This is a genomic window from Yinghuangia sp. ASG 101, assembly GCF_021165735.1.
Classification (GTDB): domain Bacteria; phylum Actinomycetota; class Actinomycetes; order Streptomycetales; family Streptomycetaceae; genus Yinghuangia.
This window is the reverse complement of record NZ_CP088911.1, coordinates 6,898,143-6,914,917: the sequence shown is the minus strand read 5'-3', so window position 1 is coordinate 6,914,917 and position 16,775 is coordinate 6,898,143. Positions and strand designations below refer to the sequence as shown.

Here is a 16,775-nt window from a genome sequence, read left to right as displayed (position 1 = left end):
GTCACCAGCCCAGCAGGACGAACGGGTCGTGGCCGGCGTCGGTGTCGTCCGGCGGGTCGGGGTTGGGGATGTCGGTGGGGACCGACAGCCAGGTGTGCCGCACGGTGCGGTTGGTGAAGGCCCTGCGGCGGGGGTCGAAGGACTGTGGTACGTCGGCGAGGACGTCGTTGCCGTCCGGGTCGTCGACGGTCGCGGCCAGGTCGATCCGCGCGGGGCGCGTGCCGGTGCGGCGGCAGTGGAGGCTTCGGGCGTGTTCGGAGGCCTGCCACGGTGTTTCGCGTAGGGCGGTGTCCAGGTCGCCGGTGTGCGGCTTCAGTGCCAGGGGTTGTGTCGGGACGCAGGAGCGGCGGCCGAGCGCGAGCGGGAACGCGGGGTTGCGGACGGCGTCGTGCAAGGCGGTGACCAGTGCTTCGGGGCCTTCGACGGCGACGAGGAAGACGGCGTCTTGGAGGTAGAACCGCTGGGTGACGTGGGTGTTCTTGGCGGGTGAGGTCGGCTTCTGAACTCCCTTGGCGGAGACGCCGGCTTGGAGGAGCGGTCGGCCGCGGTAGTCGGAGACGGTGTGGAAGTCCCGTAGCAGGGTGCCGGGTTGGTCGACGCGTACGCCGAGCCGTACCTGCAGCAGGTCGGTGATGTCGTCTTCGCGGGCGCGGCCCTGGGCAGCGGCGAGCAGGCCGATGACGCCGGACTTGGTCGGTTCGGGGCGGGTCTCGCGGCGGTTGAACGCGCTGCGGTCACCCCAGGATTGCAGCGGGCCGGCGAGGCGCAGCAGCAGGACCGCGCGTCCGCCGCCGGTGGGCGGGGTGGTCATGCGGTGCGGTCCCATCCCATCGCCGCGGCCAGCGGTCCCGCCAGGCCCTCGGTCAGTTGCGGGAACGGGCTTGCGGCGCCGAGGATTTCGCGGATGCGGCCGGCTGCGGGGGACTTCTCGTCGAAGGTGTGGCAAACGGCGGTGTGGACCGGTGCGCCGCCCCACGCGTTCGTGATCCGCTGGTACTCCTCCGCCAGGCGGACCGCGGACGCGGCGGCGATGCCGTCGGTGACGGTGACCGGTTCCTCGAACGCCGAGACCAGGTTGACGGGCTGTTCGGTGCGGACCATCACCGCAACCATGCTCGGCAGCGTGCGGTGCGCGAACGCGTTCTGGTAGCCGGTGGGCATGCTGCGGGCGAAGTCCCGCACGAACGCCGCCGCCGCGGTGAGCGCCGCGTCGGTGTCGGTGAGGTTGGCGTGCAACTGGTGCAGCCCGACGGTCGCGTAGCGGTAGAGGGTGGCGGAGTTGAAGCCGATGTCGCCGATCATCCCGGCGCCGGTCTCGTCCGCGAGGTTCTGGTCGTCGACGGCGGTGTAGTAGTCGAATTCGAGCTCGACCGGGTGCGTGGACAGCGCGTGGGCGACCTGCACCGACGCGTCGACGTTCAGCGAGGCGATGTCGGCGACCATCCGCCCGAACAGCGCCACCTCCATCGGGTGGCCGGTCTTGAGCTTGTCCACCACCGCCAAGTCCTTCACGGCGGTGGTCAGGGCGTCGTCGTCGAGTGCGGCCAGCTCCGGGGCGCGGTGCGCGACCAGGTCGACGACGTCCTCCAGTTGGCGGTGGCCGTAGAAGAGCAGGTACGCCGTGTCGCCCGCCTTCTTGCCCGCCTTGATGCCGAGCGGGGCGAGGAGGAACGACGCCAGCCGCTGGGCCTGTTCGCCGTCCACGCCGGTGCGTCCCAGCCGCGACGCGAGTTCGGCGGCGATGCGCTTGGTACGCGTACCCCGCTCCAACTCAGGGACGTGTGAAGCGAGTTCGGTGCGCGTCGCGCGTTTCCACGCCTGGGAGGACACCCGCGCTCGGCGCACGCCGCCGAAGTAGGCCTCCTTCGGGTTGCCCTGGTCGTCGCGGTTCAGGTTGGCCGGCGGCACGGTCTGGATGACGTGGACGTCCAGGTACGCGCGGCGGTCGACGGTCATGGGTGACTCCGGTCTTTCGTCGATGGGAGGTTGCCGTGCCCGACCGTGTGACGGCCGGGCGGAAGTTCGTAGGCGCGGGTTACGCGGCGTCAGCCGGTGTGCCGCGCCAGCCGTAGTAGGCCGCGCCCCAGCCGCGGCGCACGGACGAGCGGCGCGCGGGGTGGTCGAAGGCCACCAGGTCGCGGAGCAGGAGGTCGTAGTCCCACCCGATGCCTTCGCCCCGCAGTTGGGTCACCAGGCCGCGCAGGCGCTTGAGCAGGGCGGCGGTGCTGGTGGCGGTCGCCGCGGCGTTCACCCGCCGGTCGAGGGCGGCCTCGCTGTACTCGCCGCTCCCCCGCAGGGTCCGCAGGGCGGCGCCGACCGACACCCCCGGCTTGTGCATGGGGTTCTTCTGCGACTGCTGGTGCAGCCCGTACAGCGCGAGCGCGGCGTGCTCGGCCTTCTGCTCCGCGCTGATCAGCCCGGGCGCCGGGCCAAGGCATCGTTCGTGGGGGACACACAGAACGGCCACAGCCTCATGGCCGCGCCGGGCGGTGCGGACAACCCGGTGCGCAGCGCGGCCAGTTCCTCGCCCGGAGGCGGGCCGACGATTCTGGTGACGGGGTGCCGGCACCATTTTCCGTCCGGGCCGGCGAAGCGGTTCCAATAGCGTTCGGACTGTTCGGTGTCAGACATACGCGAAGTCCTTGGTCGAAGTGCGGGTCAGGAGGACGCGGTCCGGGCGCCTGCTGCGCGCGGCAGGATCTCGCGCAGCCGACGGCGGAAGTTCGTCTCGGCCGTCCCCAGGCGATACGTGAGTTCCTTGCCGCCCTGCTGGACCTTTCGCCCGGCGAATGTGCTCGGGGCGGCGGTGCGGATGACGTGCTCGGCGACCTGGCGGGTTTTCCGCCACGCGAGTTGCTCCCACGCGAGACAGCCGCGTTCGAGCAGGTCCTCGTCGTCACCTGCGTCACGGACACCGACGAGGAGGCGCCGCACGACCGGGTCGAGAGCGTGCAGGACCAATTCCCCGGGGCGGTGGCCCTGGTCCCAGGGGATGGGCTCGGCACCGGCCGCGCGCCGCAGATCGGCGGACAAGTTGTTGACGGCGCGGGCGAGTTGCTCGGCTTGGTCGGCGACCGCGAGCAGCGTCGCGTGCACCTCGGAGTCGGCGGGCAGCGCCAGCAAGGGCAGGGGGATGGCGTCGTGGATGATGTCGTCGACGACCGCCGACTGGTTTCCGTACGCGATGCCGGTCAGGTCGAGCTGCAAGGGGTAGTCGTGCGGGAGATCGAGGAAGCCGCGCAACTGGTCCAGCAGGAGGGTCGTGGCGAAGCCGTCCTTTTTGGACGTCGGATCAAACGACGCGAGATCGATGGCCAGCAACGCCTCCAGGCCACGCCACGCGGCCTTGCCCGGTTGGTGACGCCGAGCGCGGCGCAACACAGGCGCGGCCCCGCCCTTGGACTTGCCGGCGGCGGGCAACGTCCAGGTGGTGTGGGGTTCGCACTCCGGTACCTCGCTGAGCCGGTCGCCCGCCGCGATGAGCACGCGAGTGACCCGGACCCCGTCCGCGGTCTCCTCGGGGAAGAGGCGGATGCGGCGGGACTGCCACGTCCACAGGTCCAACAGCCCTGCGGCGCGGCGTTGGTCCCACCCCGGGCCGTGGGCGTCCCGCCTCCACTGGGGCTTGTCACCCGGGGTGTTGCCCGCGCGGAGGGGAATGTTCAGCAGAAGAGTCTCGTAGAGGGTCCGCCCCATCGGGACGACCACCCCGAGCTGACCCAGCGGACCAGTCGGGTTTCCCGTCGTCTTCCCGGCCTTCGCTTTCGGGTCACCGACCACGCCGGTCTTGATCGCGGCGGTGTCCCAGCACTGCGCATGGACCAGCCATCGCGACGCCTCGGCCGGCGTCAGCGCCAACGTGTCACCCTCACTACGGCAGGCGAACAAAGGCACGTTGTTGCCCGTGGCCGCAGTCGCCACCAGCAGCGCGGCGCCCTTCGTCTCGCCTTTCGCGGTGTGCAGGTCGGCGACCTGCCCAAACGGCACCGCGGGGTCGAACAAGTCGAAGCGGTGCCGGTGTTCGTCCAGATAGGCGTTCAGCCGGTCTTGCTCCTCAGAGCCGAACTGCCCCTGCCGGAAACGGCGGCGCCAGTCTGCGGCATCCTTCGGACGTCCCAGCGCGTCGACAACCACGGGCAACAGGACCTGGCGCAACACCGCAGGAACCATGGTCGGCGTCTCGACGCTGATCCCGACGAAGCGGTGGGCGTCCAGAAGCAGTTCGCGGAGGGAGCGCTCGGGTCGGCCCTGAACCGACGTTTGGCCCTCACTCCCCGCCTCCGGCGGAGAATACGAGTCCGCGCGCAGCCATGGCTCGTCGACCAGGTTGAACGACGGCATGCCAAATCCCCCAAGTAGTTAGGTTTAAGCTTCGCGGTTCCCGGGCTCGATCCTGACACGCGGTTGGCGGACCATGTGCGGGAATTGGCAAACTTCTCGGCGACGCCCCGGACGAGCACGCAAACGCTCGTCGTCACGGGGATGGCCCCTGGTTGGGTTTCCGGTCACCTGCGGGCTGACCGTCGGCCCCGCACCCGCGGGGAACGTCCGGGCCGCGCTTCGGCGCGGCCCGGACCACGACGGCCCGCGAATCAGCCGGTCGCCCGCCTCACGTCAACCGCTCCTCGACCACACCGAGTTCATCGTCGTAGCGCACGCAGATGCCGCCGACGTCGGCGCGTCCCTCCGCATCGAGCACCAGCGCACGACTGTGGCGCAGCCATGAGTGTCCGATCCAGGCAGGCAACGGAACGAGGTCCTTTTCCGCAGACTTGCTCAGCCGCTGCGACAGCCGCACGGTTCCGCCGAGCACCTCGTCCAGCAATTCGGGGGCGACGTCGCCATTCGCTGTGAGTCGACGACCCGCCAAGGTCGCGAACCCGCTGTCATGGTCACGAATGAGAATGACCTCCAGCGTTCTGTCCCCATCCCGGACGGCGGCGTTCAGGTCGGTGTCGCCGCTGCCCACGGCACCGGCGTAGTGGAGCCCCTCCAGCGTCGGCGCGTCGTGCTCGTCGGGCCGAGACAGCAAGAATGTCCCCGCGCTGTCGGCCCGATCGCGCTGCTTCTCGTCCCACTCCTGTCGTGCCGAGTGCTCCGCGTCGCGCCAGGCGGCCGACACCACGTCGGCGCCGGGCGCATACACCGTGCTCACCAACTCCGGCACCTGGGACGGGACTTGCCACATCCTGCCATCGGCCTCGGCCACCACCGCAGCCGTCCGCAGCAGGAGGTACCGGCCGTAAATACCCTCGCTCCCGTACACGAACGTCGGCGCGACATCCGTTTGGGGCGCTGTCATACCGGTGACCACCACCGTCGGCTGACGCAACAGCGACGGCCGGCGCACCCCCGTGTGCCGGTGCATCCGGCCGATGCGCTGCAACAGCAGGTCGACCGTGGTCAGATCCGTCACCAACAGGTCGGCGTCGACGTCGAACGACTGTTCCGCCAACTGCGTGGCCACGACGATCAGCCGGGCCGGACGCGGATGCTCATCGTTCTGCGGCCCGAGCAACGTCAGGCATTCAGCTGTCCGTTCCGCACGTTGCTGCACCGTCAAGCGCCCGTGCAGCAGTCGTACTTCGTCGGCGCCGAAGCGCGTACGCAACACGTCGAAGAGGGTCTGGGCACGATCGACGGTGTTCCGGATCACCAACGCGCAACCACCATCACTCAGACGCGCATCCAGCAGATCCGCCACCGCAGCATCTGCCGCTCGGCGCACCGCGACGGCGTCCGCAACCGTAGTCGGCATCGTTTCCGGCAGGACTTCGACGCGTACGGCCAGGTCGTCACGCCACGACTCGCAGTGCTCAACACGAACCTCGGCCCCCGGCCACGCCGCCGTCACACACGGGTACCCCCGAGGCTGCGGCACCGCAACTCGCGCCGCCGCATCGGCGCCTTCCGCCCCCGCCAGGTACGCCCGGACCAAGTCCTCACGCTGCGCCGGCGCGAGGGTCGCCGACAGCAGCACCACCGGGACGCGAGCCTGTCCCAGCCACCGCAACCCCTCCTTGAGGAACTGCGACATGTAGACGTCGGCCGCATGCACCTCGTCAAGGATCACGACCTTGCCCGCCAACCCCGCCATACGCAGCATCACATGCTTCGTACGCGTCGCCGCGAACAGCAACTGGTCGATCGTCCCGACGACGAACGGACACAGCAGCCCGCGGTGCCGCCCCAGGAACCACTCCGCCGGCGCCTGCCGCTCCGGAACCGGAGCGCCGCCAGACGCCATCCCGTACGCGTCGTCGCAGCACCCGTACTCGTCCACGCTGCCGAACCGGCCGTCCGGCTCGCTCCCCGCCGCCTCAAGGAGCGCTTTCCATGTCTTGTTGAACATGCGCTTGCCGTGCAACAGCGCCACCTGCGACGCCAGTTCCGGATCGATCGTCTTCACCCAGGCACGGACCTGATCGAACATCGGATCACTGGTGGCCTGCGTCGGCATCCCGACGAACACCCCGTCCGCGCCGAACCGCGCCGCCAACACCTCCGCTGCCGCCAGCGCCGCCTTCGTCTTCCCCTCCCCCATCGGGGCATCGACGACCATCAGCCCCGGGGCCGCCATCGCTCGCGCAGCATCGATCACCATGCGCTGCGAAGGACGCGGCTCCTCCCCGAACCGCTCAAGGAACACGTCCCGACCCGGCAACTCCCGGCCGCCCCAACCACCACGCAGCCCCAGCTCCGCCCACGCCGCTTCCGCACGCACACGGGCGCCCGCCAAGGACACCTTCTCCAACGCGTCGACACCCTGGAAATGCTTCTCGTCGCTGGCAATCCAGTCGGCCATGACCACCAGCCCACTGAGAAACAGCTGCTCCGCCCGCGTCGGCACGACAACCGGCTGCAAGTCGGCCAGGCTCCCGGCGCCGATCTCATGGGTGAAGGCGCTCAACAGCCCGCGCTGCGCCTGCGGCCAGGCTCCCTTGCCCTGCAACTGCCCTGCGGCCTTCTTCGGCTCGCGCAGATCTCCTGCGGACGGAAACAGCCCGTGGTGCCCGGCGACCAACGGCCAGACCCACTCCACATGTTCGTCCTGCCAACCCACTTCGCGCAGCACGTCGCGGATCAGCTTCCCACCCGCCCGGTCGTGCCGCCACCCGTGTCGCATCCCTGCGATCACCGACTCACGCCAGGACAACCCCACCGCTCGCACTGCTTGCGCGCCGTCGGCGTCCATCCGTTGGAACGCCGGGGTCGCCTTCCCGCAGTCGTGCACACCGCACAACCACACGAATAACCGCCGACCTCGGCCGCCCCCACCCGCGAGCCGTTCAAGCAACCCGCGCGTCGAAGGAGCCAGGAAACGCTCCCACATCAACTCCGCGACGGCCGCCGTGTCGAGCAGATGCGACAACAACAGATTCGTCGTACCCCCGGCCTTCTGCTTCGATTTACCCCATAACGCACCTAACTGCGCCACCACGACGGCGTCTTCGCCACCCGCCGTATGCTGCTCCACGCGCCACCCTCCACAACAGAGACAGACGAGGCGCAGCCTAGAGACCCGCACCGACAACGCCCCCGAAGCGCCGTCCCTCCCGATCCCGAAGCAAAGATGAAGACCCAAATCCCAGTAAATGAAATCGAGGCCGAACGCCGCAAAAACCGCAGGTGAGGAAGTGTGTCGGCCCCGCACCCGCGGGGATGTTCGCCGCGATCGCCCTGGGGTGCGCGAAGAAGAAGTGTCGGCCCCGCACCCGCGGGGATGTTCGGCCGGTGTCCTGGATCAGGCGGGCGGTGAGCGGGTGTCGGCCCCGCACCCGCGGGGATGTTCGGCGACAGCCTGCCCGACAAGGTGTACGCCAAGTGTCGGCCCCGCACCCGCGGGGATGTTCGCGGACGTACGCCCGACCGCGGCACGGCAAGGGTGTCGGCCCCGCACCCGCGGGGATGTTTCCGCGTACGCCGCGCTCCCCGTCGCCCCGACGGTGTCGGCCCCGCACCCGCGGGGATGTTCGCGAACGAGTTGACGGTGGTCGGGGCCTTCGCGTGTCGGCCCCGCACCCGCGGGGATGTTCCACAGCTCGGTGTACGGGTCGGGGCCGCGGCGGTGTCGGCCCCGCACCCGCGGGGATGTTCGCGTCAGCGGCGCCAACCTCGTCGAACTGCAAGTGTCGGCCCCGCACCCGCGGGGATGTTCCCGTCCGCATGGCCAAGGACCGCCGCTACAAAGGTCGGCCCCGCACCCGCGGGGATGTTCCCGTCACCGGGTAGGTGCGCTTGCCCGCGGAACGGTCGGCCCCGCACCCGCGGGGATGTTCCCGCGCCGACCACGCAACCCTCGCCGCGACCGAGGTCGGCCCCGCACCCGCGGGGATGTTCCGGCGGATTTCTTCACCGGCGTCGGCTACGACCCGTCGGCCCCGCACCCGCGGGGATGTTCCGCCGTGAAGGGTGTGTGGAACAACGCGTGGGAGGTCGGCCCCGCACCCGCGGGGATGTTCCCTGGACCTTCGGGGCGGCGGCATCCAACTCTGAGTCGGCCCCGCACCCGCGGGGATGTTCCGGAGATGGTGACGTCGACGCCGCCGCGGCGCGCGTCGGCCCCGCACCCGCGGGGATGTTCCTGGACGCTCGCCCATCTCATGGAATGCCTGACAGTCGGCCCCGCACCCGCGGGGATGTTCCCCCGCGTTCGATGCGATCGGCGCTGCGGCCTCAGTCGGCCCCGCACCGCGGGGATGTTCCGGCCCCGACGGGCCAGGTCGCGGCGTGGATTGGGTCGGCCCCGCACCCGCGGGGATGTTCCGGCCGATCTGCGCGACAAGTACGGGTCTGCCGCGTCGGCCCCGCACCCGCGGGGATGTTCCTTCCCGCCGTGATGCCCTGGTCCGCGAATGCCCGTCGGCCCCGCACCCGCGGGGATGTTCCCGCCGTCCGGGATTCGGTCCGCGTCCTCGATTGGTCGGCCCCGCACCCGCGGGGATGTTCCAATTGGACGCACAAAGCGCGGGCCCCGGGGACCGTCGGCCCCGCACCCGCGGGGATGTTCCGGGGACCTCCAGCTCGATGGTGCCGCCGTGGTCGTCGGCCCCGCACCCGCGGGGATGTTCCTACCGTGGACTAGGGATTCACCGTGCACAGCCGGTCGGCCCCGCACCCGCGGGGATGTTCCTCGCGACGACGGCCGAAACGCGCCCGGGTACCAGTCGGCCCCGCGCCCGCGGGGATGTTCCGCCGCCGCGGGCCGGGGTTGCCGGTCTTGTCGATGTCGGCCCCGCACCCGCGGGGATGTTCCCTCGACGCGGTCCGTCTCCAGCAGATCCAGGTCGTCGGCCCCGCACCCGCAGGGATGTTCCCATCACCGGGCGGAAGGCCTACCAACTCCTCGCGTCGGCCCCGCACCCGCAGGGATGTTCCGCCGCGTTTCCGGGCGTCGACCTGTTTCGCACGGTCCGCCTCGCCCCCGCGGGGATGTTCCGGGCCGCGCCAACATGTCGGCGTTCCTCGATGCGTCGGCCCCGCACCCGCGGGGATGTTCCGTTCGCGCCCCCGATGCCACCGCAGCTCCTCGGGGCGGCCCCGCACCCGCGGGGATGTTCCCGACGGGCCACCCGCGAAGAACTGCCGCCATCCGTCGGCCCCACACCTGCGGGGATGTTCCGCTACGCGGACGGGTCGGCCGGGGCCGGTGCCAGTCGGCCCCGCACCTGCGGGGATGTTCCCTGCGCGTCCTCGTCCGGCGCGTGGACGACCTGGTCGGCCCCGCACCTGCGGGGATGTTCCTGGCGTCCTCCGCGAATTGATGCGGGTGGGCGAGTGCCCCGCACCCGCGGGGATGTTCCGCTGCACGACGATCCGAAGAAGACTCACAGGTTGTCGGCCCAGCACACGCGGGGATGTTCCCAGCTTGGTCGCGCGCACTTCCCCGTTGCTGTTGGCCCCGCACCCGGCGCGATGATCCTCACCTCGGTCGCATTCGCGATCGTGGTTGTCGGTCGGCCCCGCACCCGCAGGGACGTTCCCTGCTGCGCTCAGCCTCGGCGCACCGTGCGGGTCGGCCAACACCTGCGGGGACGTTCCCTGGAGGCGACGCTGGAGCGTCGGCACGAGTTCGTCGGCCCCGTGCCTACAGGGATGGTCCAGTCCATGAAACGCTGGGTAACCCGCTGGTAAGGTCGGCCCCGCACCTGCGGGGATGTTCCAATCGTGTACGCCCTGTCCAAGGGCACCGCCCCGTCGGCCCCGCACTCGCGGGGATGTTCCCGTGCTCTGTGTGCTGGTCTGCCCGCAGACGCCGTCAGCCCCGTAGCCGCGGGGATGTTCCGGCGCGGTCGCCACGAGCGTCGGGCTCCGGCCGCCTCTTCGTGGCCTCGGCTCTGTCCGCACGCAATACTGGGGGCGGCCATCGGCGGGCCGCCCCCCGCAAAATGAGGGAGGAGACCACTGTGAGCGCGCAGGTTGAGCACCCCGTGGCAGTAATGCCGCGACCGGAGCGAACGGCAGAGGCTCTGCGATCGGCGTTGGCGGCGCTCGCCCCCTCCTGGATCCCGGAGTTTGACCGGTCCCAGGATGAGGCGACCGACAAGGCCGTCGAACTCGGGGCGCTATGGCCGGTGCACGCGTGGCTGCGGCACTGGGCGGCGATCGTCGAGATCGAACGGCACCCGGACACCAGCTACCGCTACCGCCACGCCGAGCAGATCGACACCCTCAGCGACGACCCAGAAGTCCGCAGGCGGGCTGTTCGAGTTTCCGGCGACATCTACCGTGCCGCGCTCGATACAGTCGGTGAGTGAGTTGGAGCTGGGAGTACGACCCCGACGACCTTGCGGACGGAGCACCTGAGGCGTTCATCGCCCAAGTCGAGGAAGTCGCGGACGAGTTGACCCGCGCCGCGTCCGCCCTATACGGCGACGGGACCGCCTTCACCGGCCCCAACCCCCGCGGAGCCACCAGGACCGTTGACGGCGGGATGTTCGTCTACCTGGTCATCCCACGCAGCGAATGCGTCTACATCCGCCAGCTCACCCCGAAACCCTGACAGTCACTTCGACGAAGCGCGCTCGCCCGCCGAGCCAGCGCAAGATCAGTCGGGACGAACTCCCCTTAAACACGCGTCCGTTCGTGCGACATATGGCATCTGACCTGTGGAAATGCCTAAGCTCCGTAACTGCGCCTCTACGGCCGCATCTTTGCCACCCGCCATATGCTGCTCCATGCCCCACCCTCCACATCAGAGACAGACGAGGCGCAGCCTGGAGCCCCGCACCGGGAACGCCCGCGAAGCGCCGCTTCCCCTGCCCCGAAGCGAAGAGAAGCCAAACCCAGTGAATGAAATCGAGGCCGCACGCCGCAAAAACCGCAGGTGAGGAAGCGTCGGCCCCGCACCCGCGGGGATGTTCCGGGCCGCACGGACGCCGGCGGCGGCCCCCACGCGTCGGCCCCGCACCCGCGGGGATGTTCCCGCGGCGGCACCGCCCAGGGCGGCGAACGTCGCGTCGGCCCCGCACCCGCGGGGATGTTCCCGCGGTCCGGAAGGCGCCGGGCTCGACGATCAAGTCGGCCCCGCACCCGCGGGGATGTTCCCGGCGACGGCCTTACCGACCGCGTCTTCACCGAGTCGGCCCCGCACCCGCGGGGATGTTCCCACGAGCAGCGCGCGGTGGTCGTCGATGATGCGGTCGGCCCCGCACCCGCGGGGATGTTCCCCACATCGCCGAACTGGACGACGCCGCCGAGGAGTCGGCCCCGCACCCGCGGGGATGTTCCCGACGACCAGCGGGCACCGGGCGTTGTGGACGAGTCGGCCCCGCACCCGCGGGGATGTTCCACGACGCCGCCCCGAGGCGACTGCGGCAGCCAGGTCGGCCCCGCACCCGCGGGGATGTTCCGGCATTCGAGGCGGTCCCGGACGCCCATGGCGTGTCGGCCCCGCACCCGCGGGGATGTTCCTCTGCTCGCCGCCGCCGATTACCTGGATGTCGCGTCGGCCCCGCACCCGCGGGGATGTTCCCTCGGCGCGGTACGCCACCGGCGCGGTGTGGAAGTCGGCCCCGCACCCGCGGGGATGTTCCGGTCAGGCGGCTGTGCAGCTCGTTGGCGACGACGTCGGCCCCGCACCCGCGGGGATGTTCCGTCCACCGACTCCAGCGCCGTCACCGCGCCGAAGTCGGCCCCGCACCCGCGGGGATGTTCCGGCCCAGCAGCGCGGGGGCTTGGGCTGCCCGGCGTCGGCCCCGCACCCGCGGGGATGTTCCGCCGACGCCCACGCCGCCCAAGCCGTCCCCATCGTCGGCCCCGCACCCGCGGGGATGTTCCGGAGGTTCGCCATGGCCGAGGCCGTTGTCCCCAGTCGGCCCCGCACCCGCGGGGATGTTCCGGCCACGTCGACGCACAGCCTCCGGCACGGCCAGTCGGCCCCGCACCCGCGGGGATGTTCCTACTTCCGGCTCCGGCCGCAGTGGATGACCGTGGTCGGCCCCGCACCCGCGGGGATGTTCCCGCGCGGCTGGAGAACGTACCGCTGCACGAGGAGTCGGCCCCGCACCCGCGGGGATGTTCCGTTGCTTCATCCACCGGACGAAGTCGCCCGCGGGTCGGCCCCGCACCCGCGGGGATGTTCCCTCGACGCCGTCCTACAAGCCGCCCACGACGACGTCGGCCCCGCACCCGCGGGGATGTTCCACGGCCCCCACCCCTGGAGGGTCCGCTTCCGACGTCGGCCCCGCACCCGCGGGGATGTTCCGGCCTGTGCTTCCTCCCCGGAGAGTTGCGCGCCGTCGGCCCCGCACCCGCGGGGATGTTCCGCCGCGCGGGCTCCGGGGCCTGTTCTCCCGTAAGTCGGCCCCGCACCCGCGGGGATGTTCCCTCGCCCGCATGGTCGGCGTCGCCCACCCCACCGTCGGCCCCGCACCCGCGGGGATGTTCCCTGATGGAAGATCCTGCACTTGATGAGAGGGTGGTCGGCCCCGCACCCGCGGGGATGTTCCCCAGCCGCGCGAGCACCCGCGTCCCCCTCTTCCGTCGGCCTCGCACCCGCGGGGATGTTCCGGTGGCGAGGCCGAACGCGGTGCCGAAGGCCGAGTCGGCCCCGCACCCGCGGGGATGTTCCGCTATGGCTCTCGACACTTCTGGAGGCTTCTGAGTCGGCCCCGCACCCGCGGGGATGTTCCGGCCGACACGTGGAAGACCGACCGACAGTTCATGTCGGCCCCGCACCCGCGGGGATGTTCCTGGCGCCGTGGGTGCGCCACGCCCGCCCACGGGTCAGCCCCGCACCCGCGGGGATGTTCTGTCCCAGATCCGGACGGCACCGCCCGGCTCAATGTCGGCCCCGCACCCGCAGGGATGTTCCATGTTCATCGGCCACACTGTCCCCTGCGGCCAGGTCGGCCCCGCACCCGCGGGGATGTTCCCGTCGCCGACCGCGCCGAGGGTACGTGCATCCCGTCGGCCCCGCACTTGCGGGGATGTTCCGGCGAGCGCCACCGAGACGCACCGCTTCGCGGCGTCAGCCCTACACCCGCGGGATGTTCGGGATGTAGCCGACCTGATCGGCACCGCTGGCAAGTCGGCCCCGCGCCTCGGGGATGCTCCGTCGGGGACGAAGGGCCTTGCCCCGCGTTTGCCGGGGGTCGGGGGCGCAGTTCGGCACGTGTTACCACCGTTGCGGTGTGCTGGGAAACAGGCACGTCACCGAGGCGCGAAGTCCTTGGCGACGAGGGCGTTCGCGAGATTCAGCTGGTGTGGTGTCCGGGGATCTTTGTGGGCGGTTGCCTGAAGCGTCGTGACCGGCTTGGCTATGTCCGGCCGCAGCCGACGCCCGAAAAGTCTGTGGGAGGGCCGTCAGGCGGCCCCCCGTGATCGGATGTGCGGAATTCGGCTCCGATGTCGCATGCAGACAGGTCGGACTCGTCCGCGGGTGAATGCTGTGGCTGTCGTCGAGGCGGTGGAGGTCACGACGGCGCTGACGTGCGTCGCTTGGTGTTTCCTTCGATGCGGGAGCGTGTGCGTCGGACGGTTTCGGCGAGTCCGTCGCGGTGGCCGTGGACAGCGGCGACGCGTGCGGTCAGGTCGGAGGGTGAGGCGTGCGGGTGGTGGGCGAGCACCGTGCGGACGGTCTCGGCGATCGACGGCATCGTGATCACGCGGACGACCGGAGCTCCGCCGTCCCCGGCGCCGCTGTGTCCGGGGAAGTCCGCCTGTCCGGCAGCAGAGTGGGCGGCGGCCGGCGGCCTGGTAGGGGGTTCGGGAGTCGTCCGGAGCGGGTGGCCGGGTGTCGGTGGCGCCGCCTCGTCGGGGGGTGCGGCGCTTTCGGCGGCGGACGCGTGGGCTGTGTCCGGGCGGTGTCCGGTGGACGGAGGAGCCGCATTCTCAAGGTCGGTGGCGCGCAGTGCGGTGGGGCCGTAGACGGCGTGCATGTAGGCCTCGGTGTGGTTGAGGCGTTGGAGTTGCCGGGCGAGGGCCGCGGTCGCGGTGACGCGTTCTTGGCGGCGCCGGAGCCAGAACCGGGTGGTGTCGGACAGGGGGACGGAGTACAGCCGCAGGACCAGCCACCACAGGAGCTTGGCGGTCGGGGAGACCGATGCTGCCGCGGCGCCGGCCGCGGGCATGTCGTGGCGGGCGCCGAAGGCGATGACCACGGACATCGAGATCAGCAGCGCCGCCCAGCCCGCGAGACGAGCGCCACGTGCGCGCCGCGGGTCGAAGCGTTCCAGCCATTCGATCGCGGTGCAGGTGAGCCACACGCAGTCGAACACCACCGCGACGGCGTACGCGACCTGGGCGGGCAGCAGGGTGGACAGGAAGCCGCCGATGCCCGCGGTCGCGGCGACCGCGGCGAGCACCGTCGCGCCGATCGCGACCGCGACCACGCCGCGGCGCAGGACCCGGTCCCAGTCGCGCGGCGGCACCGGGACCCAGGTGTCGTACGGGGCATCCCGCGTCTCCGGGTGGCCGTCGATGACGACCGTCTCGGGGCGGTGGCGGGTGACTTTGCGGTAGCGCACGCCCGGGATGCGGGTGGGCTCACTGCGCTCGCTTCCGGCCGTTGTACCCGGGTTGGTCCGGGCGACGCGATGCTCGGCAGGCGCGGGCGTACGGCCGGCTGTCTCACCGGTCTGGTCGGTGGTCCGGTCGGTACTGTTTTCCATGGCGTTGGGTCCTGTCGGTGGCGGGTCCGCACAGCTTCGGTCAGTGTGCGGTCGTGTGAACGGGGGCCACGACGTGTAGGTGCGCGAGCGCCGGCGAGGCGGCTCCGGTCGGCGTGGTGTCACGGCGGTCGAGCCTGCGTGTGACGTGGTGTTCGGCCGCCCCAACGGAATGTAGGGGTCCCCTGCGGCGTGTTCAAGCGCGTCACCCGAACGAAGGAAGCCGAGTTGAGCGACGAGGAGATGCGCCGGGTGTCGGATGCCCTCGACGCCGTCGAGCGCATCGGCGACGCGGAGGCGCGGGTCCGCGCGAAGAGCCGCGTCATGGCCGAGCAGGTGCGGCGCAACCGCGAATGGGCCCGGGAACGGCGGGAGTTGATCGAGCGGCTGCACCGCGAGGAGCAGCTGTCCTACCGGCAGATCGCCGCGCGCCTGGACGTCACCCTCAGCACGGTGCAGGACGTGTTCCGGAACTACACGGGGTCGGGCACCCACCGCCCGAGAACCGGCAACAGGGAAACCACAGAAGGCGAACGCGCGGAATAACAGCAGCCGCACGGGCCGCGAGACCGCCGCCCGGCGAGTCCCGACAGCGGGCGCCGCCGCGTCCGGAGCGGATCCGGACAGTGTCCCGGCCGGCCGCGCGCGCGGCCGTGTCGGACGGCCATGCCGTCCGGATGCCGTCCGGATCGCGTCCCGCTGTGCGCAATACGGGGGTGTTCAGCGTAGATTCCGAGCACACGAGAACAACGTTCTGCTTGCGGATGGTTACTTTGCGTGCCAAGATCATCACTATGAGCAATTCGGATTGGCCCGCCGAGTTCACCGCGGCGGTCGGGCAGCGCGTGCGCCGCGAGCGCCGTGCACGGGGGATGACCGCGGCCGACCTGGCGGGAGCGTGTGCGCGGCTCGGGGTCGAAGTGCCGTCGCGGACGATCACGAACTGGGAGACAGGCAAACGCGCGACGGTCGGCTTCACGGACCTGCTCGTCATCGCCAAAGCGCTCGGGGTGTCGCCGATCAGCCTGCTGTTCCCGCTCGGACACGACGACGGTGTCGAGGTGCTGCCCGGCCGGACCGTGCCGACGTGGGACGCGGTCGCGTGGTTCACCGACGAGGAAATCGCCGAACACACGCCTCCGCCCGGCAGCGCCCGCACAGTACTGAACGCGTACCGCAACCACGCCGCGGCCGTGCACACCGCGCTCACGTCACTGCGCGTCCGCGAGGAACGCAGGCGCCAGGCCGGCGCGAACCCCCAGCACGCGGACGCCATGCTGAGCGACGACCTCGACGCCCTGCACGCGCTGCGCACCGCCATGCGCGCCGACCGCCTCGAACCGCCCCCCATCCCGGCCCGACTCACCACAGCCTGGGATGAGCGCCGAGACGAAACGGCCACGGGCGACGACGCCGACCGCCCGATATCGCACGCATAGTTCGCCGGTGCTTGCCCCGGCCGAGGCAGGCATCACCCCCTCACGCCTCGGGCCCTCCTCACAGCACACGTCGCCAACCGCCGGCAACCACCGGCGCGGCGCGGCCTTTCGCACCCGGCGAACACTTCACCCTCCCCAGAACCCCTTCCCCACACCGCACTTCGTGCGCCCTCCATCGTCCACGCGCACCGTCACTCCGCCCCGGCCCCCACGGCCCCATGAACCA

The 16,775-nt window shown here is 71.1% G+C and carries 11 protein-coding genes and 2 CRISPR repeat arrays; of the genes, 4 read left to right on the top strand and 7 right to left on the bottom strand.

Features of this window, described 5'->3' with window-relative positions; genetic code table 11:
• Position 1 precedes the first annotated feature (1 nt).
• The 6 genes from cas5e to cas3 form a co-directional block, all read right to left on the bottom strand.
• A complete protein-coding gene (gene cas5e / locus LO772_RS29525; protein WP_231775071.1) occupies positions 2-811 on the bottom strand; it encodes a type I-E CRISPR-associated protein Cas5/CasD in 810 nt (269 codons plus the stop codon).
• Positions 808-1,956 (bottom strand): type I-E CRISPR-associated protein Cas7/Cse4/CasC, encoded by a 1,149-nt coding sequence (cas7e, locus tag LO772_RS29520; RefSeq protein WP_231775070.1) that lies wholly within the window; start codon positions 1,954-1,956, stop codon positions 808-810. The genes cas5e and cas7e overlap by 4 nt, the downstream gene beginning before the upstream one ends.
• A 79-nt stretch (positions 1,957-2,035) precedes the next feature.
• Positions 2,036-2,467: a type I-E CRISPR-associated protein Cse2/CasB gene (gene casB, locus LO772_RS29515; RefSeq protein ID WP_231775069.1), complete on the bottom strand. Its 432-nt coding sequence runs from the start codon at positions 2,465-2,467 to the stop codon at positions 2,036-2,038.
• Positions 2,413-2,631: a hypothetical protein gene (locus tag LO772_RS29510; protein WP_231775068.1), complete on the bottom strand. Its 219-nt coding sequence runs from the start codon at positions 2,629-2,631 to the stop codon at positions 2,413-2,415. The genes casB and LO772_RS29510 overlap by 55 nt, the downstream gene beginning before the upstream one ends.
• A 27-nt stretch (positions 2,632-2,658) precedes the next feature.
• On the bottom strand, positions 2,659-4,341 hold the full coding sequence (gene casA / locus LO772_RS29505; RefSeq protein ID WP_231775067.1) for a type I-E CRISPR-associated protein Cse1/CasA: 1,683 nt from the start codon (positions 4,339-4,341) through the stop codon (positions 2,659-2,661).
• A 268-nt stretch (positions 4,342-4,609) separates the two neighbouring features.
• Positions 4,610-7,477 (bottom strand): CRISPR-associated helicase Cas3', encoded by a 2,868-nt coding sequence (gene cas3, locus LO772_RS29500; RefSeq protein ID WP_231775066.1) that lies wholly within the window; start codon positions 7,475-7,477, stop codon positions 4,610-4,612.
• A 164-nt stretch (positions 7,478-7,641) separates the two neighbouring features.
• Positions 7,642-8,646: direct repeats of the CRISPR family, unit length 28 nt; unit sequence GTCGGCCCCGCACCCGCGGGGATGTTCC.
• A 1,760-nt stretch (positions 8,647-10,406) separates the two neighbouring features.
• Between cas3 and LO772_RS29495 the strand changes: the two genes are divergently transcribed.
• Positions 10,407-10,757 carry a DUF6247 family protein gene (locus LO772_RS29495; protein WP_231775065.1) on the top strand — a complete coding sequence of 117 codons (351 nt, stop codon included), beginning with the start codon at positions 10,407-10,409 and terminating at the stop codon, positions 10,755-10,757.
• The gene (locus tag LO772_RS29490; RefSeq protein WP_231775064.1) at positions 10,754-11,002 is read left to right on the top strand and encodes a hypothetical protein; all 249 of its coding nucleotides are present in this window, start codon (positions 10,754-10,756) and stop codon (positions 11,000-11,002) included. The genes LO772_RS29495 and LO772_RS29490 overlap by 4 nt, the downstream gene beginning before the upstream one ends.
• A gap of 334 nt (positions 11,003-11,336) precedes the next feature.
• Positions 11,337-13,437: direct repeats of the CRISPR family, unit length 28 nt; unit sequence GTCGGCCCCGCACCCGCGGGGATGTTCC.
• Positions 13,438-13,916: 479 nt separating this feature from the next.
• Here LO772_RS29490 and LO772_RS29485 read toward each other — a convergent pair.
• Positions 13,917-15,113, bottom strand: coding sequence for a hypothetical protein (locus LO772_RS29485; RefSeq protein WP_231775063.1), 1,197 nt, complete (start codon positions 15,111-15,113; stop codon positions 13,917-13,919).
• A 225-nt stretch (positions 15,114-15,338) separates the two neighbouring features.
• Here LO772_RS29485 and LO772_RS29480 point away from each other — a divergent pair, with 225 nt between their 5' ends.
• A complete protein-coding gene (locus tag LO772_RS29480; protein WP_231775062.1) occupies positions 15,339-15,656 on the top strand; it encodes a helix-turn-helix domain-containing protein in 318 nt (105 codons plus the stop codon).
• A 248-nt stretch (positions 15,657-15,904) separates the two neighbouring features.
• A complete protein-coding gene (locus LO772_RS29475) occupies positions 15,905-16,549 on the top strand; it encodes a helix-turn-helix transcriptional regulator (RefSeq protein WP_231775061.1) in 645 nt (214 codons plus the stop codon).
• Positions 16,550-16,775 lie beyond the last annotated feature (226 nt).

Excerpts from the sequence above, each read along its gene's own strand:
- cas5e (WP_231775071.1), bottom strand. The coding sequence starts at position 811 with ATGACCACCCCGCCCACCGGCGGCGGACGCGCGGTCCTGCTGCTGCGC.
- cas7e (WP_231775070.1), bottom strand. The coding sequence starts at position 1,956 with ATGACCGTCGACCGCCGCGCGTACCTGGACGTCCACGTCATCCAGACC.
- LO772_RS29510 (WP_231775068.1), bottom strand. The coding sequence starts at position 2,631 with ATGTCTGACACCGAACAGTCCGAACGCTATTGGAACCGCTTCGCCGGC.
- casA (WP_231775067.1), bottom strand. The coding sequence starts at position 4,341 with ATGCCGTCGTTCAACCTGGTCGACGAGCCATGGCTGCGCGCGGACTCG.
- LO772_RS29485 (WP_231775063.1), bottom strand. The coding sequence starts at position 15,113 with ATGGAAAACAGTACCGACCGGACCACCGACCAGACCGGTGAGACAGCC.
- LO772_RS29475 (WP_231775061.1), top strand. The coding sequence starts at position 15,905 with ATGAGCAATTCGGATTGGCCCGCCGAGTTCACCGCGGCGGTCGGGCAG.